The 25,168-nt window shown below is 35.4% G+C and carries 21 protein-coding genes, 1 tRNA gene and 1 pseudogene; 9 read left to right on the forward strand and 14 right to left on the reverse strand.

The window, feature by feature from the left end; genetic code table 11:
* A partial coding sequence (locus tag A9G34_RS08745) for an integrase core domain-containing protein (RefSeq protein WP_176701488.1) occupies positions 1-525 on the forward strand: 525 nt, incomplete at its 5' end.
* A gap of 68 nt (positions 526-593) precedes the next feature.
* Here A9G34_RS08745 and A9G34_RS08750 read toward each other — a convergent pair.
* From A9G34_RS08750 to A9G34_RS08785, 9 genes and pseudogenes are all read right to left on the reverse strand, one after another.
* On the reverse strand, positions 594-2,435 hold the full coding sequence (locus A9G34_RS08750; RefSeq protein WP_065569476.1) for an ATP-binding protein: 1,842 nt from the start codon (positions 2,433-2,435) through the stop codon (positions 594-596).
* Positions 2,436-3,004: 569 nt separating this feature from the next.
* Positions 3,005-3,152 (reverse strand): annotated as a pseudogene (locus tag A9G34_RS11005) (IS256 family transposase); the annotation flags it as partial.
* 146 nt (positions 3,153-3,298) lie between these two features.
* Positions 3,299-4,165, reverse strand: coding sequence for a pyridoxal kinase PdxY (pdxY, locus tag A9G34_RS08755; protein WP_065569477.1), 867 nt, complete (start codon positions 4,163-4,165; stop codon positions 3,299-3,301).
* A gap of 12 nt (positions 4,166-4,177) precedes the next feature.
* On the reverse strand, positions 4,178-5,455 hold the full coding sequence (locus A9G34_RS08760; RefSeq protein WP_065569478.1) for an MFS transporter: 1,278 nt from the start codon (positions 5,453-5,455) through the stop codon (positions 4,178-4,180).
* A gap of 138 nt (positions 5,456-5,593) precedes the next feature.
* Positions 5,594-6,595: a peptide ABC transporter ATP-binding protein gene (locus tag A9G34_RS08765; protein WP_065569479.1), complete on the reverse strand. Its 1,002-nt coding sequence runs from the start codon at positions 6,593-6,595 to the stop codon at positions 5,594-5,596.
* Positions 6,585-7,562 (reverse strand): dipeptide ABC transporter ATP-binding protein, encoded by a 978-nt coding sequence (gene dppD / locus A9G34_RS08770; protein WP_065569480.1) that lies wholly within the window; start codon positions 7,560-7,562, stop codon positions 6,585-6,587. The genes A9G34_RS08765 and dppD overlap by 11 nt, the downstream gene beginning before the upstream one ends.
* Positions 7,563-7,575: 13 nt before the next feature.
* Positions 7,576-8,499, reverse strand: a complete 924-nt coding sequence (gene dppC, locus A9G34_RS08775; RefSeq protein ID WP_065569481.1) for a dipeptide ABC transporter permease DppC — start codon at positions 8,497-8,499, stop codon at positions 7,576-7,578.
* A gap of 14 nt (positions 8,500-8,513) precedes the next feature.
* Positions 8,514-9,530 carry a dipeptide ABC transporter permease DppB gene (gene dppB, locus A9G34_RS08780; RefSeq protein ID WP_065569482.1) on the reverse strand — a complete coding sequence of 339 codons (1,017 nt, stop codon included), beginning with the start codon at positions 9,528-9,530 and terminating at the stop codon, positions 8,514-8,516.
* 147 nt (positions 9,531-9,677) lie between these two features.
* A complete protein-coding gene (locus A9G34_RS08785; protein WP_065569483.1) occupies positions 9,678-11,291 on the reverse strand; it encodes an ABC transporter substrate-binding protein in 1,614 nt (537 codons plus the stop codon).
* A 663-nt stretch (positions 11,292-11,954) separates the two neighbouring features.
* Between A9G34_RS08785 and A9G34_RS08795 the strand changes: the two genes are divergently transcribed.
* Positions 11,955-12,260, forward strand: coding sequence for an HTH domain-containing protein (locus A9G34_RS08795; protein WP_065569485.1), 306 nt, complete (start codon positions 11,955-11,957; stop codon positions 12,258-12,260).
* A gap of 194 nt (positions 12,261-12,454) precedes the next feature.
* Here A9G34_RS08795 and carB read toward each other — a convergent pair whose 3' ends face one another.
* Complete coding sequence (carB, locus tag A9G34_RS08800) at positions 12,455-15,670, reverse strand: carbamoyl-phosphate synthase large subunit (RefSeq protein WP_065569486.1); 3,216 nt, start codon at positions 15,668-15,670, stop codon at positions 12,455-12,457.
* 2 nt (positions 15,671-15,672) lie between these two features.
* Positions 15,673-16,833, reverse strand: coding sequence for a glutamine-hydrolyzing carbamoyl-phosphate synthase small subunit (gene carA, locus A9G34_RS08805; protein WP_065569487.1), 1,161 nt, complete (start codon positions 16,831-16,833; stop codon positions 15,673-15,675).
* 269 nt (positions 16,834-17,102) lie between these two features.
* Between carA and argF the strand changes: the two genes are divergently transcribed.
* Both argF and A9G34_RS08815 read left to right on the forward strand, forming a co-directional pair.
* The gene (argF, locus tag A9G34_RS08810) at positions 17,103-18,113 is read left to right on the forward strand and encodes an ornithine carbamoyltransferase (protein ID WP_065569488.1); all 1,011 of its coding nucleotides are present in this window, start codon (positions 17,103-17,105) and stop codon (positions 18,111-18,113) included.
* A gap of 99 nt (positions 18,114-18,212) precedes the next feature.
* Positions 18,213-18,710 carry a phosphatidylglycerophosphatase A family protein gene (locus A9G34_RS08815; RefSeq protein WP_065569489.1) on the forward strand — a complete coding sequence of 166 codons (498 nt, stop codon included), beginning with the start codon at positions 18,213-18,215 and terminating at the stop codon, positions 18,708-18,710.
* A 55-nt stretch (positions 18,711-18,765) separates the two neighbouring features.
* Here the strand turns inward: A9G34_RS08815 and nadK are convergent, their stop codons facing one another.
* The gene (gene nadK / locus A9G34_RS08820) at positions 18,766-19,644 is read right to left on the reverse strand and encodes an NAD(+) kinase (protein ID WP_065569490.1); all 879 of its coding nucleotides are present in this window, start codon (positions 19,642-19,644) and stop codon (positions 18,766-18,768) included.
* 158 nt (positions 19,645-19,802) lie between these two features.
* Between nadK and grpE the strand changes: the two genes are divergently transcribed.
* The gene (grpE, locus tag A9G34_RS08825; protein WP_065569491.1) at positions 19,803-20,387 is read left to right on the forward strand and encodes a nucleotide exchange factor GrpE; all 585 of its coding nucleotides are present in this window, start codon (positions 19,803-19,805) and stop codon (positions 20,385-20,387) included.
* Positions 20,388-20,919: 532 nt separating this feature from the next.
* Here the strand turns inward: grpE and A9G34_RS08830 are convergent.
* Positions 20,920-20,995, reverse strand: a tRNA-Phe gene (locus A9G34_RS08830).
* Between the two features lie 157 nt (positions 20,996-21,152).
* Between A9G34_RS08830 and A9G34_RS08835 the strand changes: the two genes are divergently transcribed.
* The 3 genes from A9G34_RS08835 (at position 21,153) to groL (ending at position 23,723) form a co-directional block, all read left to right on the forward strand.
* The gene (locus tag A9G34_RS08835; RefSeq protein WP_034947319.1) at positions 21,153-21,590 is read left to right on the forward strand and encodes an FxsA family protein; all 438 of its coding nucleotides are present in this window, start codon (positions 21,153-21,155) and stop codon (positions 21,588-21,590) included.
* 145 nt (positions 21,591-21,735) lie between these two features.
* Complete coding sequence (locus A9G34_RS08840) at positions 21,736-22,029, forward strand: co-chaperone GroES (protein ID WP_034915350.1); 294 nt, start codon at positions 21,736-21,738, stop codon at positions 22,027-22,029.
* Between the two features lie 47 nt (positions 22,030-22,076).
* Positions 22,077-23,723, forward strand: coding sequence for a chaperonin GroEL (groL, locus tag A9G34_RS08845; protein WP_065569492.1), 1,647 nt, complete (start codon positions 22,077-22,079; stop codon positions 23,721-23,723).
* A gap of 389 nt (positions 23,724-24,112) precedes the next feature.
* Here groL and A9G34_RS08850 read toward each other — a convergent pair whose 3' ends face one another.
* Positions 24,113-24,769 (reverse strand): IS3 family transposase, encoded by a 657-nt coding sequence (locus A9G34_RS08850; RefSeq protein ID WP_141670392.1) that lies wholly within the window; start codon positions 24,767-24,769, stop codon positions 24,113-24,115.
* Positions 24,770-24,775: 6 nt separating this feature from the next.
* Here A9G34_RS08850 and A9G34_RS08855 point away from each other — a divergent pair, with 6 nt between their 5' ends.
* On the forward strand, positions 24,776-25,033 hold the full coding sequence (locus tag A9G34_RS08855; protein ID WP_034909955.1) for a transposase: 258 nt from the start codon (positions 24,776-24,778) through the stop codon (positions 25,031-25,033).
* The last annotated feature ends 135 nt before the right edge of the window (positions 25,034-25,168 follow it).

The following is a 25,168-nucleotide window of genomic DNA, read 5'->3' on the forward strand; positions in this document are numbered from 1 at the left end:
ATTCCTCCACGAAGCCCAGAAAGGCTATCAGCACCCAATAAACAAGGTGAATGTTGGTCAATGGATTTTATGAGTGACAGTAGTCGTAATCAGCGTCGCTTTAGAACATTCAATGTCATCGATGACTTTAATCGTGAGGCGTTAGGGATTGATATTGCAGTAAGCTTACCAGCAGGAAGGATCACCCGTTACTTAGATAAACTGGCTGAATATCATGGGTATCCATTAAAAATACGAGTAGATAATGGACCAGAATTTACAGGAAAAACCTTTATAAACTGGGCTAAATCAAATGATATAGCCATTGATTATATAAAGCCCGGTAGCCCTTATCAAAATGGTTACATTGAACGATTTAACCGGACTTATCGAACTGAAGTGTTAGATTTATATCTTTTTAACAACCTAGCGCAAGCAAGGAGAATAACCGAAGAATGGCTCACCATTTATAATACCGAAAGACCGCATGAGGCATTAAATAACATGACACCGATTGAGTATAAAACACTAAAACAAGCAGCTTAATTTTCTACGTGAGTTGTGTACTAAGTTTGGGGCATTTACAACACCTAGTTCTATATGGTAACTAAATTTTAAAGATGTTTTTTTATCTGCTCAAACCATCCATTTACTTCATCATAAACATTCAACTCTTCGAATAATTCCTTTTTCATCTTTTTAGATAATTGAGTTGCAAATACTTCTTTAATTTTACTAGCACTCTCATTTTTAATTTCCTGATTTCCTGCTTCTTTTTCAGATTTTAAAAATGCAGAAAGCTCCTCAGGAATATTTTTATTTGACCATGAGTTTTTCCAATCGGGAGTTGAATTAACAAACCGATCTTCTATCGGATAAAGTTCTTTATATAAAGATGGATGTATATAGTTTTCAATTTCCAACATTTGTGTTTGTACAGCCCAACAATTTGGCTTAGAATTGACTTGTTCAACTGCTTGAGCATATTTGGCTACATCCCTATCATAGATATGAACTTCAGGGAGATTTAACTTTCTAAGATAATTTTTATTAACCCAATAGATCAATGTCCCACCCCCTAGAGACAAAGACATTATCTTCGGATCAGAGTTAATATCTATACCAAAGTTGTTACAAATATTATCAAAAAATTCTACGTCTGTTGGTCCTTCAAGACATAAGATAACTTTAAGGTTTGTGCTAGTTTCAACAGGTATATTGGGAAGAATACCTAACGTTGTAGCAACTTCAGTCAAATCAACATTATCTTCTATTTGAATGTTAATTTTTCCATTCTTCTTAAATAGAAAAATAATGTTATTTATTGGGCACAGGCTTGCTAATGATGGACTATGAGTCGTTACTATAACTTGAGTTCTTTCATTTTTGGGTAAATCCATTAATGCATGAAAAAGTTTTACTTGCCATTCAGGATGCTGAGAAGTTTCAGGTTCTTCAATAGCATAAATAGTATTGCGGTTCCCTGATGTTTTTCTCTCTGCTTCAGCTCTAAAATAATTCAACAGGATAAGCCTTCTTACACCACTTCCCCTTTTATTGACTGGAATCCCATCATCACAGCTAAATGAGAATGAAAAAAGAGTATCCCATGCTTTATTTGTCATTTCTGGTTTCAATACATTAGCAATTTCAGGGCTCATTTCTTTTAACTTATCTAGGGTTTCATTACCTATCTGAATTGCTTTATTAATGATTTTCTCTTTAACTTGATTCAATTCACTTTCAAGCTCAGCAATAGCTGTTTTAGTAATAGTTTTTAATGGGGTCTGTACTTCTTTATCAGAATCTCTATTTTCTCGATCTGATTGAAATAAGAAAAATAAAGGCAGATCATTTTGTAATGCTGTCCAAATTTTCTTTCCATCTTCTTTATTTATGTCAATTTCCGTTTCTTCTAGAGTTAAATGAGGAGTTGCACAATATATTGCTTGTCTTATTTCTGAACTTTTATTCTTATTTATAGAGTCAAGATCAATTACATCAGCATATTTCTCAGATAATAATTTTCTTAAATCTGTTATTTTTAAGTTCACTAAAGGTGTAGTAAAATTATTTGGATAGTTTGATATAATTGTCGTTTTTAAGCTAGATAATTTTTCATTATTACAATCCCAAGTTTTTTTTATGGTTAAATAGCCATTTTGATCCAAAAGGTATTCATTTTTAATATTTGTTGGTATTGTATCAATAGTATAAGTCGTATTACTTGGTATAAATGAAATTTGAATAGACATTGTCTTGTTTTCACTAAAAACATTAAGATCATTTATATCAACCTTTACTACATCATTGTTAAAAAATATTTCCATTGCCTCAAGAATAGTTGATTTTCCAATATCGTTTTTTCCAATAATTAGATTAAAATCGTTAGCAAATTTTATGGTAACATCTTCATATCCACGGAAATTTAATAATTTTAATTGCGCTATTTTCATAATATATTATATCCCTTATTTATAAATTTTCATGTAGTAAAGCCTAAAACTTATTATGTAATGAAATGAAAAATTGGAATGACAACATGTTTTCAAACAATAAACTAACGTCAGTATATAATATATTAATTTGGGAAAATAGGTCATAATCAAGGAATTTTTTTTGATAAATCAAACTGATCAATTGATTTAAAAATTAAAAATAAAAAAATATAGTTTTAACTAATCAATATTCACAAGGAATAACCAATGAAAAAATATTATTTTTAGTCCCATTAGCTGCTTTTTTATTTGCCTGTAGTGAGGATTTTAAAACGGTGAAATACTGAAAACAGCATCAAGATGAACTTAAAGTATTTTTGAAAAAATGCCGTAATGGTGAAATAGATAAAAATTCACAAGCATGTGAAAATGCAAGATCTGTGGCAAAGACCCCATCCCAAATTTTGTGTATTTACCAGTTAAAGGTGACGGTGAGATCGGTCACCAAATTCTATCTAAATCGACTCATCGCACTTTTCCAATTTTTAATCGGCATTGTCCATTTTTTAGATGCTTGTTGTATCGCTATGTCCAAGATGTTCGATCATTTCAGCATTTAAGGCCGTTTCGATCACCAGTTTATTCATAATAACCGGTTAATTTACCTAAATCTTCTTGGGTTTTTATTCCTTTGGCAAGCTCGGCTGCCATTTCTCTTAGTCTTTTTTCGTCCATTTGTATTTACCTCTTTTTTACTCAATAGAGTAGTTTAAAAATGAGCAAATACACAAATTTATTTATAGGATCAATCAAAATATTAATATAAAATTTTAGCACAAAATACTTATTGTTTAGAAGAATAACATAGAAATGATATTCTTTTATAACATCAACTCCATCCCCCGATACCGTAAATCTGGTTTTTTAATCCACGCTTGAGCATCAATAATTGCCAATTCTCGAGCCTCTTTTTGTTTGGTGATTTCCAGTACGTGATTAGCGGCATTGGCGGCTAATTCAAACGCCATTAATTGGGATTGCCCATTAATTAGATGAGCTGTAAACAAGCTACAAATTAAATCACCCACACCTAATGGACGATGTGGAAAGTCATATAGTGGACGGGCAAGATGATAGTTTTGGGTTGGCGTTGCTAACACCATTTCAAATAGGTCGGTTGTTTTGCCAGCGTGCACCAAATTTTTTACTAATATAGCCTTAATATACTGTTTTTGTAGTTTTTTTATTGCATTTAGTACATCGTTAAATGTTTTAATTTCGATATCAGAAAGTATTTGTAATTCTAATAAATTTGGTGTGATATAGTCGGCTTGTTTAACCGCTTGCTTAGTGAAGAAATCAATAATACCTTGTGGCAGTGAACTACCTTTATTGATATCGCCACCCATAACAGGATCACAAACATAGATAGCATTAGGGTTATAGTATTTAATTTTGTTGACTGCTTCTAAGATTTCTTCGCCTTGTTCAGCAAGACCAATATAGCCCGAAATAATGGCGTCAATAGACTTTAAAACCCCAATTTTTTCTAGACTATTAACTATTCGTGTAATTTGTTTAGCACCAAGCACTATGCCATCATAATGAGGATAAACCGTATTACTGGATAATTGCACGGTATGGATCGGCATAACTTCAACGCCTTGTAGCTGCATGGCTAATGTCGATACCTTGTTACCGGCATAACCATAAACAACATTTGATTGAATTGATAATACTGTTTTCATATGTTTGCCTTATTATTCGTCATAGTAATGATAGCGGTTTAGGAGATAGATACAGATGATAGATATCAATGCTAAACAACAATAAAACAAGGCTAATGGTATCCAAAAAGTTTTGTAAGTATAAATAATATATGCCCCTATCATCGGAATTAGGCTACCAAAAATGGCAGCGCAACCTTGATAGCTGATAGATAACCCTGTGTAACGTATTCTGGTAGGAAAAACTCGACTTAAATAGCCCGCTATTACGCCATAAAAGCCACTGTAGCAAATTACGTTGAGCGAAATACCAATAATAAAGCTATTTTTTGTGCCTATCTGAATGATTGGGAATAATAAAAATACCGATCCCATTGCTAAGATTGCCGAACAAATTAAAAATCGTGTTGCCGAGTATTTTTCTGAAAAATAGGCAATAAAAGGTTGCACAACAAAATGCACAATCGCAATCCAAAACAGGGCATCAACAATTATCTTGTTTTCAATACCTAGTGCAATAGTGGTATAGCCAATCATTAATGTATTAGAAAATATTCCACTAAATGACAATACATTAGCGCCAATGCCTAAAATTAATAGCGGTGTTGATTTTTTAAAAACTTCAATAACTGGCGTTGATTCTTGCTTTAAGTTTGCTTGCTTTTTGCATGATTTGATAAAAACAGGTGACTCGGTTAAGGTGATTCTAGCAATAATGCCAATAATTAATAAAATAGAACTGGCTAAAAATGGAATACGCCAATAGCCACTATTAATAAGCTCAACTATAGGTGAACGGATAATATAAGAAAAGACCAATAACGCTAAAATATTTCCTGCTGGGCTTCCCCACTGTGCAAACGAGGAAAAGAAGTTTTTCAACCCTTTTGGGGCATGTTCATTGGTCATAAGCACGGCACCACCCCATTCACCACCAACCGCAATCCCTTGTAAGATGCGTAATGTAACCAATAAAATTGGTGATAAAATACCTGCTTGTTGATAAGAGGGTAATAAACCAACACAGGTGGTGGCACACCCCATTAAAACCAACGTAGTAATTAACGATTTTTTACGCCCCAAACGATCACCAATATGACCAAATAGTAACGCTCCTAAAGGACGTGATAAAAATCCCACGGCAAAGGTGGCAAAAGCTCCTAAGATTTGCACAAATTGATTATCATCAGGAAAAAAAAGCTGACCAAATATTAATACTGATGCCAAGGCATAAATATAAAAATCATACCATTCAATGGTCGTACCAATAAAAGCGGCAAAAGCAACTTTTTTAGCTGATGAATTGGACATAAGTAATCTTAGGTCTATCGCAGTTGTAAGTTAATAATGAGTACGAAACTAGCATAAAACTATTAATATGACAATTTGTTATCTTCTAAGAAAAGAAAAATGCAATGGATAGATTTAGTATCTAATTTAGTGACAGAATTAACTGTCACTTTTATTATTGTCCTCTATATAGAAACACGCAATTTTATGTTCATTATAATTAATAAGCTGTGGTTGTTCTGTTGTACAACGTGAAAATGCTAAACGACATCGAGCATTAAAAGCACAACCCATAGGTGGATTTAGCGGACTTGGTAATTCACCTTCTAATTTAATTCTATCTCGCCTAAGATCAGGATTTAATCTTGGGGTTGCTGATAATAGTGCCTGAGTATATGGATGTCTAGGGTTACGATAGATTTCATCTTTTCGTCCTTGTTCAACACAACGACCCAAATACATTACCATTACATCATCAGCAATGTGTTCAACAACGGAAAGGTCATGAGAAATAAAAATATAAGATAAACCTAGGTCTTGCTGTAGATCCATCATCAAATTTAGCACTTGTGCTCGTACAGAAACGTCTAATGCTGAAACAGGTTCATCAGCAACTACTATTTCGGGATCAAGCATTAAACCTCTTGCGATAGCAATGCGTTGACGTTGTCCTCCTGAAAACATATGGGGATAACGGTTATAAAACTCTTCTTTTAATCCAACTTTTTGCATCATTGATAGCACTTTTGCTTTACGATCATTTGCTGTTAGATCAGTATTAATAATTAGTGGTTCTTCTAATATGGAACCGATTTTTTTGCGTGGATTCAATGATGAATATGGGTTTTGGAAAACAATTTGGATTTTTTGGCGACGCAATTTTTGAGCTTGTTGATCATCATCCAATAGGTTCTGGTTTTTAAAATAGAGTTCTCCCGATGTGGGTTTTTCAATCATCGTTAATAATCTTGCTAATGAGGATTTACCACAACCTGATTCACCAACAATCGAAAGAGTTTTGGCTTTACCTAATGTAAAAGATACACCGTCAACGGCTTTAACTTGCTTGGTTTCAGAAAAAAGTCCCGTTTTAACATGATAATATTTTGTCAAGTTTCGAGCATCAAGCAGTAATTCGTTATTTTCCATGTTATTGTTCATATTGTGGTATCCCTTCGCTTGATAGTGGATAATGACATTTTACTTTTCTAGTTTCACCATAGCTAACTAGTGCTGGTTCTTGGGTATAACAACGTTCAGTAGCATAAGGACAACGAGGGTTGAGTAAACAGCCTGTTGGTCGATCATATTTTCCTGGTACAACGCCTGATAATGATGCTAATCGTTCTTTATCTTGAGTAAACTCAGGGAGGGAGCGTAATAATGCCAGTGTGTAAGGGTGTAATGGTTTTTTAAAGATAATTTCAGCATCACCTATTTCAACGACTTGTCCAGCATACATCACAATAATTTTTTGTGCCGCCTCAGAAACTAACGCTAAGTCATGCGTAATAAGAACTAATGCCATGTTATTTTTACGTTGTAATTCAAGCAGTAATTCGATAATTTGCCCTTGAATTGTGACATCTAGTGCTGTTGTTGGTTCATCAGCAATTAAGAGTTTTGGATTGCATGCTATTGCTATTGCAATCATTACTCTTTGGCTCATTCCGCCAGATAATTGGTGCGGATAAACCTTTAATCGATTTTCTGCATCAGCAATACCCACTAATTTAAGCAATTCAATCGCTCTTGCTTTGAGTGCTTTTTTACTGCCACCTTGGTGAATTTTCAAGGTTTCAATGATTTGGTAACCTATGGTAAAACATGGGTTTAAGCTCGTCATCGGATCTTGAAAGATCATTGCCACATCTGCACCCACAATTTTACGGCGCATTTTGGTTGAGATCTGTTGCAGGTCTTTGCCATCAAAATGTAATGCATTGGCATTGACTTTACCTGGAAAATCAATTAACCCCATTATGGCGAGTGAACTCACTGACTTTCCTGAGCCTGATTCACCCACAATGCCAACAACTTGCCCTTGTTCAACGTCATAACTAATGTGGTCTACCGCTTTAAATCCACCAAATTGAACAGATAATTCTTTTACTTCTAATAGTGCCATGACTGTATCTCCATTACTGCTTCAATTTAGGATCAAGTGCGTCTCGCAAACCATCTCCCATTAAGTTGAAAGCTAACACTGTCATTAAAATTACTAAGCCCGGAAAGGTGACTACCCACCATGCAGATTGTGCAAATTGCAATACGTCAGCAAGCATTGTTCCCCATTCAGGGGTTGGTGGCTGTGCGCCCATACCTAAAAAACCTAATGCGGCCATGTCTAAAATCGCATTTGAAAATCCTAATGAAGCTTGCACAATTAATGGTGCTAAACAGTTTGGCAGAATATTTATGAACATCTGCCGTAAAGCACCTGCCCCAGCAACTCGTGAGGCGATCACATAATCTTTATTAATTTCAGCAATCGTTGCTCCGCGTGTTAAGCGAACATAATGTGGTAATGCAACAAAAGCTAATGCTATTGAAGCGTTAATAATTGATGGACCAAATATTGCAACTAATACAAGTGCAAGTAGTAAACTCGGTAATGCAAGCATGATATCCACTGCACGCATAATTACATTGTCTAAAAAACCACCTACATAACCAGCAATTAATCCTAATGTAATCCCTAAAATCAATGAGATAATGACTACTAAGCAACCGACTAATAAGGATAAACGGGCACCATAAATGAGTCTGGATAGGATATCTCGTCCCACATCATCAGTTCCTAAAATAAATTGCCAACTGCCATCTTTCATCCAAACGGGTGGTGTTAGTAATGCATCTCTAAATTGTTCAGAAGGGGAATGTGGTGCAACAAAATTGGCAAAGATAGCTAGTAATACAACAATAATAATAAAGACTAGTCCAACGACTGCACCTTTATTTTTTGAAAAATAGAACCAGAACTCACGCATAGGCGTTAATGGTTTAGGTACGGCTAAACTGGTGTCTTGCGTATTGGTTGGTTCAGTAATAACCTGTTTATTCATCTGTAAAAACACTCTTATTTATGTCTAATACGCGGGTTAATAACCCCGTACAACATATCAACTAATAAATTCACTAAAATAATTATGACCGCAACAATTAAAACGCCACTTTGTACAACGGGGTAATCTCGACGCTGTAGCGCTTCAATTAACCAACGACCAATTCCTGGCCATGAAAAGATAGTTTCGGTCAATATGGCGCCGGCAAGCATTGTACCAACTTGTAAGCCGATAACGGTTACAACAGGGATCATTGCATTACGCAATGCATGAACAAGGACGATTCGCATTCTACTAACGCCTTTAGCTCGTGCTGTTCGAATATAATCTTCACTCAATACTTCTAACATAGAAGAACGAGTCATGCGGACAATTACTGCTAATGGAATGGTTCCTAATACAATGGCAGGTAAAATTAAGTGAGTAACTGCATCTATAAAATCTTCTGTTTCACCCCATAATAAAGTATCTATTAACATAAATCCGGTTAAAGGATTACTTTCATCTAAGAAAAGCATATCACTAACACGACCAGATACTGGGGTTAAATTTAAGTGTACTGAGACTAACATGATCAGCATCATCCCCCACCAAAAAATTGGCATGGAGTAACCTGTTAAAGATAGTCCTATTGCTGTGTGATCAAATATTGAACCACGTTTCACTGCGGCAAGAACACCGATTGGGATCCCAAAACTAACTGCAAACAGCATTGCGCAAAATCCAAGTTCAAACGTTGCTTTAAATCGGGGTACAAATTCATCCCATACTGGAATTTGGCTTTTAAAGGAGATTCCTAAATCGCCATGAAGCATGTTTATAATATATTGAAAATATTGATGATAAAGTGGTTTATCCAAACCCAGTTGAGTCATTAATTCTGCATGGCGTTCTGGAGTTAAACCTCGTTCTCCTGCAAGCACCATAACGGGATCACCCGGAATAAGGTGAACAAAAATAAAAGTAAGCAGTGTGATACAAATAAACGTTGGAATAAGTACACCTAACCGCTTTAGAATAAATTGAAACATGTAGTAGCTCTTACGTATTGCTTTTAAATTACTGTTTGTAAAATAAATAAAATTTATTTAGTTATTAAAAAATATGTTTATAGTACTAGATTTAGCAAAACCCAACGTAGTGATTAACCACACATTGGTGGTTAATCGTTAGGAATACTATTTTTCAAGCGTAACTTGGTTAAAGTCATGTAATGACAGAGGCGCCATAATATAGCCTTTAACTTCTTTGCGTAATGGCATATAAACCATTGAATGCGCAATCATCAATGCAGGTGCTTGATTATGCATTTCAACTTGTGCTTGTTTATATAGCTCAACTCTTTTTTCGTGATTTGACTCAATACGCGCTTGTTGCAATAAATCATCAAATGGTTTGTAACACCAGCGTGAATAGTTTGAACCCGCTTTAACCGCATCACAGCTCATCAAGACAGAATAAAAGTTATCAGGGTCGCCATTATCTCCAGTCCAGCCCATTAATACAGCATCATGTTCACCATCACGAATACGAGATAGATATTCTCCCCATTCATAACTAACAATTTTAGCTGTTACGCCAATTTTAGCCCAATCTGCTTGAATCATTTCGGCCATACGGCGTGCATTTGGGTTATATGGACGTTGTACTGGCATTGCCCATAAATTGATAGTAAAGCCTTTTTCTAATCCCGCTGATTTTAATAATTCTTTTGCTTGCGCTGGATCATAAGGATAATCTTTCACTTCATCGTTATAACTCCACATTGATGGAGGAATAAAGTTTTTAGCTGGTTCAGCTGCACCTTGAAAAACAGCTTTTATAATCGCATCTTTGTTCACGGCCATATTTAATGCTTGGCGGACTTTTAAATTATTAAGTGGCGGCTTATCCATATTGTAGGCTAAATAGCCAATGTTAACGCCAGCCATTTCTTTAACAACAATATTTTTGTCTGATTTCATTCGTTCAACATCGGCTACATTTGGGTATGGCATAGCATGACACTCGCCTTTTTGTAACTTAGCATAACGAATTGCGGCATCTGGTGTAATAGAAAACACTAAGCGATCAAGTTTGGCTTTTGGACCAAAATAATCGGGATTTGCTTTATAAAGAATTCTGGAGTCTTTTTGGTATTGTACAAAAGTAAATGGGCCTGTACCAACAGGAACTAAGTCTAATTTTTCTGGTGTGTTTTTCTTAAGCATAGCATCAGCATATTCAGCTGATAAAATTGATGCAAATGACATTGCTAAATCTGCTAAAAAAGGGGCTTCTGGATGGTTTAATTCAAATACAACAGTATGGTCATCAATCTTTTTAATTTCTTTGATTAAATCTGGGAATCCCATACTTTCAAAGTATTCATATTGTCCACCAGAAACTTTGTTATAAGGATGATTTTTATCTTTTTGTCGCATAAATGTAAAAATAACATCATCAGCATTTAGGTTTCGTGTTGGTTTGAATTCTTTATTGCTATGCCACTTAACATCATTGCGTAAATGAAAAGTATAGGTTAAACCATCTTGGCTGATATCCCAAGATTTGGCTAAAGAAGGTTCAATTTCGGTAGTACCTAATTTAAATTCTACCAAACGATTATAAACAGGAACTGCACTTGCATCCATTGATACACCACTTGTTGCTAATTGTGGATTAAATGTTTCAGGCGAAGCCTCTGAACAATAAACCAATGTTTCAGCAGCATGAAGTTGTGCACTCGCAAGCATTGTTATTAGTCCTGCACTCAATAAGAATTTATGTTTATATTTCCTTAGATTACTCATAAAATCACTCCAATTATTTAACTGTAAACCGATTTTGTAACATTTAAACACAGGTAAGAATGTCGTATTTTTTAATATATAGATTTAGTAAAACGTTATAATTTTTATATTAATTAACTTTCGCTTTGTTTAAATTCGTACCCTCCATCACTAGCACAAATATGGTGCAATTATGCACCACAATTAAGATTACGACTTTTTATTAAAAATAACTTTTAACACGGATATAACGATAGTTAAGATTAAGTATTGTGTAACAAATAAAATATGCAAAAATAATGCCATTTTTTATTCAAAAAATCTATATTAAAGAAAATGGTGAAAAAGAATACATGAATATGTTTTTAATTATTCTTAATTTATGTATCTTTCTGAATTTATTATATGGTTTTTTTATTTGAAAACTGATTAAAATTTATATTCAATTTTATTTTACAGAAGTGGTTATAGGATATTCCACACCGTTATAGTGCAAAAAAGTTCTTTTATTTGGTAAATTGATAATTTGTTCAGAGCATTCACCTTTATCATTTTCCTGTCATGGGTTTCAAATTCTCCGTCACAATTTGTATCCCATTCGCCGGATGAGTGATTCATTGGGAGCTGAGTAATAATTTGTAGAAATTCCTCGCGTTGTTTACAGTAATTTGAGAAACTACTGTAATGAATATACATAGAAAAACAAAACTAACGCCTTATCACAGACAAGAGATATGGCGCTTATATCATAAAGAAAAAATAACGGTCACTGATTTGGCAAAACGCTTTATGGCCAGTCGTCCTACCATTTATAATGTACTGAAGAAAGCCCGATTGAAGCTTTTTGTGCTTTTAACCAGTAAAAATGAACGTTATAAAACCATTAGTTATGGTATTAAACGCCTGGTTAAAGTCGAAAAATATATTGTCAGATTAAGTAAGGACTATTGTAAATTAAATTCAAAATCAATTACTTTAGCTATTTTATGAACAAGGTGATTTTGAGGGACAAGCGCATCTAACGAGATTTTCTCTATTTTTTCTGGTGTCGCTGGAGTTGTTTTTTTAGCACAGAAGAATTTCTTTTAATAGTGGACTCTTCTCTATTAGATCAAAGAACTCGCCAAAAAGCGAGCTCTTTGTCATCAATCTGAGACGAGCATCGCTCGTCTTTACCTTTTTGATTAGCAATAAAGTTGCTGTAATGGCGTTACAGTTTTTGCCGGATCGTAATCTAGCGCTGCAGTTGTAGCATAAGCAGCATTCATCGTGGTATCGTAATGTACCTTATATTGAATGGCACTTCGACGTAATACTTTTGAGGCTTCAATAGCTGCTCGTCCAGAAGTGGTATTAAGAATATAGCTATATTCGCCATTTTTTATATGGTCATGGATATTTGGTCGCCCTTCGTTTTCTTTTTTTACGACTTGGCATGGTATATTTGCTTGTTGTAATACCTTTGCCGTGCCAATAGTTGCATCAATACTAAACCCATGAGTAATTAACCGTTTAGCTACCTCTAACAGCCTTGTTTTATCCTGATCGCGAACCGATAATAATGCTTTCCCTGATTTTTTCATATTAGATAAACTACCTAGCTGGGCTTTAGCAAAGGCTTCAGCAAAGGTTTTACCAATTCCCATTACTTCACCAGTTGAGCGCATTTCAGGACCTAATATTGGGTCGACACCACTGAATTTATTAAACGGTAATACCACTTCTTTTACCGAATAATAAGGAGGAATCACCTCTTTAGTCACATTTTGCTTGGCAAGTGATTGCCCCGTCATCACGCGAGCCGCTATTTTCGCCAAAGGTAACCCCGTTGCTTTTGAGACAAAAGGTACAGTGCGAGCTGCACGAGGATTGATTTCGATCAAATAAATTTGATTATCTTTCACCGCAAATTGCCCATTCATTAAACCTTTTACATTGAGTTCAAGTGCTAATTGTTTGGCTTGTTGTCGTAGTTTGTCTAAAATATCTGCAGTTAATGTGTGTGTTGGTAGTGAGCAAGCGGAATCACCAGAGTGAATGCCTGCTTGTTCAATATGTTCCATAATGCCACCAATCAGGATTTGCTCACCATCAGCAATTACATCAATATCAACTTCAATTGCATCATCTAAAAAGTGATCGAGTAAAACAGGCGCATTATTCGATTCGCTTACCGCTGTTTTAAAATAATGGCGTAAATCTTGTTCATTATAAACAATTTCCATTGCTCGACCACCTAATACATAAGAAGGTCTAACCACTAATGGATAACCTATTTTTTCTGCTTCAATGACAGCCTCGTTAATATCGGTCACTGTGGCGTTGACAGGTTGTTTTAATTTCAGTTTATTGACGACTTCTTGAAAGCGTTTACGATCTTCGGCTTTATCTATAGCATCAGGTGAGGTACCAATAATTGGTAGCCCTGCTGCTTCAAGCGCACGAGCAAGTTTTAGCGGTGTTTGCCCACCGTATTGCACAATAACACCATCTGGTTTTTCAACATGTGCAATTTCAAGCACATCTTCAAGCGTGACAGATTCAAAATAGAGGCGGTCAGAAGTATCGTAATCGGTTGAAACCGTTTCGGGATTACAGTTAACCATAATGGTCTCATAACCATCCTCACGCAGTGCCAATGCCGCATGTACACAGCAATAATCAAACTCAATACCTTGTCCGATCCGATTAGGACCACCACCAAGGATCATAATTTTTTTACGGCTAAATTGAGGATTAGCTTCACACTCTTGCTCATAGGTTGAATAAAGATAAGCGGTATCTGTTGCAAATTCAGCCGCACAGGTATCAACACGTTTATAAACAGGGTGAATTTGATATTGATGACGTAAATCGCGAACAGCTTGTTCTGTGGTATTAAGTAGTTTGGCAATGCGTAAATCTGAAAAACCTTTACGTTTTAATTGCCATAATGTTTCTTGATCAAGTTGCGCAAGTGATTGTTCCTTTAGCTTGTTTTCAAGGTTAACCAACTCTTCAATTTGTACTAAAAACCAACGATCAATATTGGTAAGTAAAAAGATATCTTCTAAGCTGAATTCTGCCCTAAAAGCATCAGCAATATACCAAATCCGATCTGCGCCCGCTTCTTGGAGCTCATAACGAATTTTGGTGATATTTTTTTCATCAGTATAATTATCAATTTTAGGATCAAATCCTGAAGCGCCAACTTCAAGCCCTCGCAACGCTTTTTGTATTGATTCTTGAAAAGTGCGACCAATGGCCATCACTTCACCAACTGATTTCATTTGTGTGGTTAAACGATCGTTACAACCAGCAAATTTTTCAAAATTAAAGCGTGGAATTTTGGTAACAACATAATCAATTGACGGTTCAAATGAGGCGGGAGTTTTTCCACCTGTTATATCATTAGATAATTCATCAAGCGTATAACCGACAGCCAGTTTGGCGGCGATTTTCGCGATAGGAAAGCCCGTTGCTTTCGAAGCTAAGGAAGATGATCGTGACACCCGTGGATTCATCTCAATAACAATTAATCGCCCAGTCTTTGGATCAACCGAAAATTGTACATTGGAGCCACCAGTTTCAACACCAATTTCACGCAGTACCGCGATCGAAGCGTTACGCATGATTTGGTATTCTTTATCCGTCAAAGTTTGTGCCGGAGCCACCGTAATTGAATCACCAGTATGAATACCCATTGGATCGAAGTTTTCAATTGAACAAACAATAATGCAGTTATTATTTTTGTCTCGAACTACTTCCATTTCATATTCTTTCCAACCAATTAATGATTCATCAATAAGTAGTTCATTGGTTGGCGAAAGATCAAGTCCTCGCGTACAAATTTCGTCAAACTCTTCGGTATTATAAGCAATGCCGCCACCGGTGCCCCCCATGGTAAATGATGGACGAATAATGCAAGGAAAACCAACTTGATCAAGAACGGCGTAAGCTTCTTTAAGTGAATGAGCAATCCCTGAGCGAGCGGTATCAAGACCAATTTTTTTCATCGCCTCATCAAAGCGTTTCCGATCTTCGGCTTTATCGATAGCATCTGCTGTTGCACCTATCATTTCAACATTAAATTCTTTCAATACACCTTGTTTTTCAAGCTCTAATGCACAGTTTAACGCTGTTTGACCGCCCATGGTTGGTAAAATGGCGTCTGGCCTTTCTTGTTCAATAATCTTACGAACGCTTGTCCAATGAATGGGTTCAATATAAGTGGCATCAGCCATTTCAGGATCTGTCATGATAGTGGCAGGATTAGAGTTAACTAAAATAACACGATAACCTTCTTCACGCAGTGCTTTACAGGCTTGAGCACCAGAATAATCAAATTCACATGCTTGACCAATAACAATTGGGCCAGCACCAATAATTAGTATACTTTTTATATCTGTTCGCTTAGCCATGATTATTGCTCCTGCTTATAAATTTTAATTAACTCAATAAAGTGGTCAAAAAGCGATGCTGCATCATGAGGCCCAGGACTGGCTTCGGGATGACCTTGAAAACTAAAAGCCGGTTTTTGATTGTGATGAATGCCTTGTAATGAACCATCGAACAGTGATTTATGCGTCGCTCGTAAATGAGCTGGTAAGCTTGCTTCATCTACAGCGAAGCCGTGATTTTGTGCAGTGATCATTACCTTATTATTTTCTAGATCTTTAACAGGATGATTACCACCATGATGACCAAACTTCATTTTGATAGTTCTAGCACCACAAGCAAGCGCAAGAAGTTGATGACCTAAACAAATGCCAAAAATAGGAATATCTGTGTTTAAAAACTGCTTAATGGCATTAATCGCATAACTGCAAGGTGCAGGATCTCCAGGGCCATTAGATAAAAAGATCCCATCGGGCTTTAAAGCAAGGACTTGTTTTGCTGTCGTTTTGGCTGGTACAACAGTTAATTTACAACCACGCTCAACTAACATTCGCAAAATATTATGTTTTACACCAAAGTCGTAAGCAACAACATGATATGGTAATTGGCTTTCTGGTTTTGGAGCAGGCTGTTGCTGTTGCCTTGTCCACATGCCTTGTGACCAAATATAACTTGTCAAACAAGTCACTTCTTTGGCTAAATCAAGCCCACTTAATCCTTTAAAATCGATTGCCTGCTGTTTAGCTATTTCGGCTTTTTCAAGTAAGGTCGTTTTGTCCGTTGCTGTTATGATGACGCCATGCTGTGCACCTTTTTCACGCAAAATACGGGTTAAGCGCCGCGTATCAATATCCGCAATGGCAATAACATTATGTTTTTTTAAATAGCTAGAAAGGCTGAGTTCGCTTCGATAGTTGCTAGCTAATAATGGCAAATCACGAATAATCAAACCTTTTGCATAAACTTGGTTCGATTCGGCATCGGTATCATTCGTTCCTACATTACCAATGTGCGGGTAGGTTAATGTAACCAATTGCTCACAGTAAGACGGATCGGTAAGAATTTCTTGGTAACCTGTCATTGAGGTGTTAAATACCACTTCCCCAACTGTTTGACCATCAGCACCAATTGATTTCCCGATAAATTGCGAACCATCTTGTAACATAAGGAGGGCATAAGTTTGCATGACTAAAAGATCCTTTGAATGAATTATCATGAATTTTGAATAAAAATTCAATTTCACCTGGCTACAAAGATACAATTTTTGGTCATTTTATTACACTTTTTTGTACAAAAAAAGCAATATTATAAAAATTATTTTAATAATAAGTCTAATTTTTGAGACTTACTTCAGCATAAAGGTAAAATGTTAAACTTATTATGATGTTTAACTTGAATTTGCATAATTATTCAAATAGAATCATTTAAATCATTACGGTTATTAGGAGCTATATCATGCACGGTTTTTATCAGCGTCATTTTTTACGATTACTTGATTTTACCTCTACCGAAATCAATCAATTAATTAATCTTGCTATCGAATTAAAACAAGCCAAACAACAAGGGCAAGAACAACAACATTTGATTGGTAAAAATATTGCATTAATTTTTGAGAAAGACTCCACCCGTACGCGTTGTGCTTTTGAGGTTGGTGCATTTGATCAAGGTGCAAATGTCACTTATTTAGGACCAAGTGGTAGTCAAATCGGTCATAAAGAATCAATTGCGGATACCGCACGCGTGCTGGGTCGAATGTATGACGGTATTGAGTATCGTGGTTATGGCCAAGAGATCGTTGAAACATTAGCCCAATATGCTGGTGTACCAGTATGGAATGGCCTAACGACCGAAGCACATCCAACCCAAATTTTAGCCGATTTTATGACAATGAAAGAGCATATAAGCAATCGCCCATTAAGTAGCATTAAATTTGCCTATTTAGGCGATGCCCATAATAACATGGGAAATTCGTTAATGGAAGGTGCGGCTTTAATGGGAATGGAAATTCGTTTAGTTGCACCAAAGGCCTGTCATCCCGAAGCCGAACTTGTACAAAAATGCCAAGATATAGCAAAAAATACGGGTGCAAAAATTATTTTAACCGAAGATGTTGCCAAAGGAGTTAAAGACGTCGACTTTTTATATACTGATGTATGGGTATCAATGGGCGAGCCTAAGGAAGTTTGGGATGAGCGTGTTAAATTATTAACACCTTATCAAGTGAATGAAAATGTTATTAAACTTACCAATAATCCAAATGTCAAATTCATGCACTGTTTACCCGCTTTTCATGATATGAACACTACCGTCGGTAAACAGATGGCAGCTCAATATGGTTTAACCAATGGACTTGAAGTGACTAATGATGTGTTTGAATCTGAACATAGTATTGTTTTTGATGAAGCCGAAAATAGGCTACATACCATTAAAGCGGTAATGGTTGCAACATTAGCCAAAGATGAATAATATTGCCATAATCAATACTTAAATGTTTAGCTAAAAAATTAGGCACTTTCTTTTTGCCGGCTTAATGTCGGCAAATTTTATTTAAAAGAATATTAGATTATGACAAAACAAGAACGAAATAAAGATTTTAAAAAATTCCTAAAGTTAACCAATCCCATTCATTTTTTAGCTGTAGGACTAGGTAGTGGTTTATCTCCAATTATGCCGGGAACAATGGGATCGTTAATGGCGATTCCACTTTGGCTATTATTTTATGGTTTACAACCAAATTTATACTGGGTCTTTATTTTAGTGACTTTTATTTTTGGTTGTTTTATTTGTCAAAAAACATCGGATGATATCCATACGCACGATTCAGGGCATATAGTATGGGATGAATTTGTTGGCATGTGGATCACCCTATTTTTTATTCCACAACTTTCTGTTATGTGGATTGCGATAGCCTTTGTAGCATTTAGGATTTTTGACATGGCAAAACCGTGGCCAATTCGTTGGTTTGATAAACGTATACCTGGCGGTTTTGGTATTATGGTGGATGATGTGATTGCAGCTATCTTTTCATCATTCACCGTTTATATCATGACATTGGTTATTTAAGATGTAATCTTATACTAAAACGCATACTTTCCTGAAAGTTTTTTACAAAAATAGATTAAAACATCTTTTGCGACCATCCTAACTTAGTCGAAAGATTATTAAAATAATCATAATCTTTGGTATGAATTAAATTAAATTCATATAAAGATCGGCGAATAATCACATCTTGCGTTGGTTTGACCGGTAAAATAATTTGGCTATCACAGGCAATATTTAAATCAAGCGCAGTAGTTGGAAATTTAAGATGAATTGGGTCATTGCCTTTGATAACCAAAGGTCTAACTGCTAACGAATGCGGAAACATTGGCGTAATAATTAATGCATCTAAATGAGGCGCTAAAATAGGACCTCCAGCCGATAACGAGTAAGCGGTAGAGCCTGTTGGCGTTGCAATAATTAACCCATCAGCTCGCTGTGAAAACGCATTACGTTCATTAATGTAAACATCATAGTCAATCATATGCGCTACAGTGTTAGGAGTGACGACAATTTCGTTTACGGCGAAACTCGAATTAATCAAATTACCATTATCATAAATGGAAACTTCTAATAAGAAACGAGGATCCTCCTTATATTCACCGGCAATAACAGGACTTAATTGTTCAATTACTTGTTCATGCGAGATATCCGTTAAGAAACCGAGATTACCTCGATTAACACCAATCACTTTGATTTTATAGTGTGACAAGTACCTAGCTGAACGTAGCATATTTCCATCACCACCCACAACAATGGCTAGGTCAGCTTGTTCACCAATTGCTTCTAACGAAGCGTAATGGCTAACTGGAAATTGAATATGATCCGCTAAGCGATCTTCAACTAGCACATGAATACCAAGATTAACAAGCCAATCATAAAGCACTTGATGAGTTTCGATTGCCTCTAATTTACGAGGAAGTCCAATCAGACCAATGCATTTAAAAGGTGTATTCATAAAATATCCTTGTTATTGTTTTATATAAACGATATGTATTTTTTCGTCACAGGTCAAAAAATTACATATCAATTTACTGATAAGCTTGTAATCATAAAAATTGTCCCCATAATAACCGTAATTCACTAAGTTTTCGACTACATTATTTGGAGTACCTTATGACAGAGCAAGATAAAAATATGTCAGAAAATGAAACTAACATTGACACACTAGCTGAAGAAACAACAGAGCAAGAAGCTCCAGTGCAACCAAGTCTAGAAGAGCAATTAAACGTAAAAGATGCACGTATTGCAGAGTTAGAACAAGCATTACAGTTGGCTAAAAAAAATGAAAGCGAAGCCATGATTCGTGCGCGAGCTGAAATTGATAATGTTCGTAAACGTGTTGAACAAGATGTTGATAAAGCGCGTAAATTTGCACTAGAAAAATTCTCTAATGAATTATTACCCGTTATTGATAATTTAGAACGAGCTTTAGAATCTACAGATAAAACCAATCCTGAGCATAAAGCAACTGTTGAAGGGTTAGAACTGACATTAAAATCATTCCTAGATACTGTCAAAAAATTTGGTATTGAAGTGATTAATACTGAAGATTCACAACTAAATCCTGATGTGCACCAAGCAATTAGCATGGTTGAATCACCAGAACATCAATCAGGTCAAATAGTAAATACCATCCAAAAAGGCTATACCTTAAATGGTCGATTAATTCGCCCAGCAATGGTAATTGTTGCGAAGTAGGGACTATTCTTTGCTATAAAAAATTTGAGTATAATTAATAAAAAAGAGCAATATGATTATTGTTCTTTTATTAATTAGAATTATATGTTTTTGGCATAGTATCCTTTTTACTTTACCGTTTTTATTCTGAAATACTTTCTATCTTAATACTGAGTATAATCATCTAGTGCAGTGTAGGGCATTCCAACTAAGGTTTTTTCGCTGTTCTTTTTAAATTATTATAAAAGATATTACCTAATTCTCCGCAAAATATTAGGTATATGCTCACTACTATGATTTGCTTTATGCAAACTTGAAGTGTTAAGAAAAAATAATCTGGATGAGAAAAATGCTATATGTAAATAAATATAATGCTTATTAACAAAATTCTTCGGACAATTTTAGAAATACATGCGCCATTACACTCAATATACTTATATTTTTCCAGAAGTAGATTTAAATTGTTATAGCTGATTACTAAAAAAGACGAAAAACTATTTGATAGAGGTTCTTGATATCAAAACAATTTATGCTGGTTTTTTCTTTTGAAAATTGGTGCCCGGACGCGGAATCGAACCACGGACACGGGGATTTTCAATCCCCTGCTCTACCGACTGAGCTATCCGGGCAACAATGGATGCACATTAAACACTATCTTAGGTTATTCGTCAATTCTTTTTGTGAGATTTTTTTAAAAAATAGGTTGTTTGGTTGAAAAATAACTTATAGCCTTTATATTGTTAGCTATAATCTAACAATATCACAATATATTATGGGAATTGTTATATGCGATTTATTGGTTTTACTGTTTTTTTTATTTATGTTTATTGTGAAATTAAGTTTTTTGTAATCATTGCTAATTCAATTGGTGTTTTTCTTGCATTGATCTGCATTCTTGCCACTTCGATTATTGGTTTTTCATTAGTTAAAACACAAGGTTTAAAAAATTTTAGTATTATGCAGCAAAAAATTGTTAGCCAACAAAGTTTAAAAAATGAAGTGATTAAAAGCATTGCTTTATTTTTTGCTGGTTTCTTTTTGCTGATTCCTGGTTTTTTGACTGATATTTTAGGAGCGATTTTGTTAATCCCCCATGTTCAAGAATATTTAGTGAAATTTATTGTTAGAAAAATGCCTATGAAGTCAAAAGTTACCTCTTCAACAACGATAAACCGACCTGATGATATTATCGAGGGCAATTTTGTTCGAAAGGATGATGAATAAATAATCGATTGGCAAATTTTTTATAATTCCTCTCTTGAAGAATATAAAATGATCCCCATTTACAATTCACTATATCATAAAACTATAATTTTATGATTTTTGTTAAAAATTATCTTAATTAAAAATTAGTGCTAGGAGATAACTAATGAAAATTCGTCCATTGCATGATCGTGTGATCATTAAACGCAAAGAAGTAGAATCAAAATCAGCTGGCGGTATTGTTTTAACTGGTTCAGCAGCAGGTAAATCAACTCGTGGTGAAGTTTTAGCTGTTGGTAATGGTCGCATTTTAGAAAATGGTCAAGTACAGCCGTTAGATGTAAAAGTGGGGGATATCGTAATTTTCAATGAAGGGTACGGCGTTAAAACAGAAAAAATCGATAACGAAGAAGTACTTATTTTGTCTGAAAGCGATATTTTAGCTATTGTACAGGCATAACTGACAACTAATTTAATTTATATACAGAATTTAGGAGAAATACGAAAATGGCAGCTAAAGATGTAAAATTTGGTAATGACGCTCGCATTAAAATGCTTAAAGGCGTTAATGTATTAGCTGATGCAGTTAAAGTGACTTTAGGTCCAAAAGGACGTAATGTTGTATTAGATAAATCATTTGGTGCACCAACAATTACTAAAGACGGTGTTTCTGTTGCTCGTGAAATCGAATTAGAAGATAAATTCGAAAATATGGGCGCACAAATGGTTAAAGAAGTGGCTTCTAAAGCGAATGATGCAGCAGGTGATGGTACAACTACTGCAACCGTGCTTGCTCAAGCAATTGTTAATGAAGGTTTAAAAGCTGTCGCCGCTGGCATGAATCCAATGGATTTAAAACGTGGTATTGATAAAGCTGTTGTTGCAGCTGTTGAAGAGCTTAAAAAATTATCTGCGCCATGTGCGGATTCTAAAGCCATTGCTCAAGTAGGTACAATTTCAGCTAACTCTGATGAAACTGTTGGTACTTTAATTGCTCAGGCAATGGAAAAAGTAGGTAAAGAAGGTGTTATTACCGTTGAAGATGGTACTGGTTTACAAGATGAGCTTGATGTTGTTGAAGGTATGCAGTTTGATCGCGGTTACTTATCGCCATACTTTATTAATAAACCTGAAACTGCAACTGTTGAATTAGATAGCCCATATATTTTATTAGCTGATAAAAAAGTTTCTAACATTCGCGAATTATTACCAGTGCTTGAGGCTGTAGCTAAAGCAGGTAAGTCTTTATTGATTATCGCAGAAGACGTTGAAGGCGAAGCACTTGCAACATTAGTCGTAAATACTATGCGCGGTATTGTTAAAGTTGCAGCTGTTAAAGCTCCTGGTTTTGGTGATCGTCGTAAAGCAATGTTACAAGATATTGCAATCTTAACTGCAGGTACTGTCATTTCTGAAGAAATCGGTTTAGAACTCGAAAAAACTACTCTTGAAGATTTAGGTCAAGCAAAACGTGTTGTAATCAACAAAGACAATACAACTATTATTGATGGTGTTGGTGAAGAATCTTTAATTTCTGCGCGTGTTGAACAAATTCGTAAACAAATTGAAGAATCAACTTCAGACTACGATAAAGAAAAACTTCAAGAACGCGTTGCAAAACTTGCTGGTGGTGTTGCAGTAATTAAAGTTGGTGCCGCTACCGAAGTTGAAATGAAAGAGAAGAAAGCTCGTGTTGAAGATGCATTACATGCAACTCGTGCGGCAGTTGAAGAAGGCGTTGTAGCTGGTGGCGGTGTTGCTCTTGTTCGTGCAGCAACTACTATTTCAGAACTTAAGGGTGCAAACGAAGATCAAAATGTTGGTATCAAAGTTGCACTTCGTGCGATGGAAGCTCCATTACGTCAAATCGTTACTAACTGTGGTGAAGAAGCATCTGTTGTTGTTAATGCCGTTAAAGGTGGTAAAGGTAACTATGGTTACAATGCCGCAACTGAAGAATATGGCGATATGATTGCTATGGGTATTTTAGATCCAACTAAAGTAACACGTAGTGCATTACAATATGCTGCATCTGTTGCTGGTCTTATGATTACAACTGAATGTATGGTAACTGATTTACCTAAAGATGATAAGGCTGACTTAGGTGCTGTTGGTGGTATGGGTGGCATGGGTGGTATGGGCGGAATGATGTAATTTTTCGCAAAAAACCACTCTACTTTATATACATACCAAATATACCATCCACGCATAGCGTGGATGTTTTTTATGATCTAAATATTATCTTATATACTGATATTTTCTTATATTAAAAATGATTTTTATTGTAAAAATTAAGCCCTAAGTAAAAAATTACGGAATTAAATTTAGTCAGTTAATCATTTCAAAGAATTGCTATAGTTTATTTTGGAAAAGATGCAAAATCACGTGTTTAAATGATTGATACTGGTGTTTACTGTCTACAAAAAGCTTATAGAGACTTTGGTAATGACTTTAACAGGTTTGAAAAAATTAAATCGCTTATTGAAATTACCGATACTTTTTATGTAAATGCCCCAAACTTAGTACACAACTCACGTATAAAATTAAGCTGCTTGTTTTAGTGTTTTATACTCAATCGGTGTCATGTTATTTAATGCCTCATGCGGTCTTTCGGTATTATAAATGGTTAGCCATTCTTCGGTTATTCTCCTTGCTTGCGCTAGGTTGTTAAAAAGATATAAATCTAACACTTCAGTTCGATAAGTCCGGTTAAATCGTTCAATGTAACCATTTTGATAAGGGCTACCGGGCTTTATATAATCAATGGCTATATCATGTGATTTAGCCCAGTTTATAAAGGTTTTTCCGGTGAATTCTGGTCCATTATCTACTCGTATTTTTAATGGATACCCATGATATTCAGCCAGTTTATCTAAGTAACGGGTAATCCTTCCTGCTGGTAAGCTTACTGCAATATCAATCCCTAACGCCTCACGATTAAAGTCATCGATGACATTGAATGTTCTAAAGCGACGTTGATTACGACTACTGTCACTCATAAAATCCATTGACCAACATTCACCTTGTTTATTGGGGACTAATAACCTTTCCGAGCATCGTGGAGGAATGCGTTTTTTTCGTTTTACTCTGAGATTAAGCTTTAATTCACAATACACCCGATATACCCGTTTATTGTAACTATCCCCTAAAATAGTACAGCAAAAAAGTAGAAAATTCTCTATGATAAAAGAAAAGGGGATTTAATTATGAAAAAAATGACTGAACATCAAATTGTCGCTATTTTAAAAGAAGCTGAAGCGGGTATTCCGGTTAAAGAACTGTGCCGTAAATATGGCATGGGTAATTCAACTTTCTATAAATGGCGAGAAAAATACGGCGGAATGGAAACTTCGGATATCAAACGCTTAAAGGAGCTGGAGGCTGAAAATCGCAAGCTTAAGCAGATGTTTGCCGAACTGAGCTTAAAATCCCAGCTTCAGGAAGAAATCATAAAAAAGCTTTAGTGCCCACAAAGGCACGTAAAACGTGGGCACAGCAACGACAACAAAATCATTCAGTTACTATTACTATGAGTTGTGCCATTGTTGGCTTAAGCCGTTGTGCTTACTATTATAAACCTAAGTTACCGGATGATTCAG

The sequence above is a fragment of the Gilliamella sp. Choc4-2 genome, from assembly GCF_001690355.1.
Classification (GTDB): Bacteria; Pseudomonadota; Gammaproteobacteria; order Enterobacterales; family Orbaceae; genus Gilliamella; species Gilliamella apicola_A.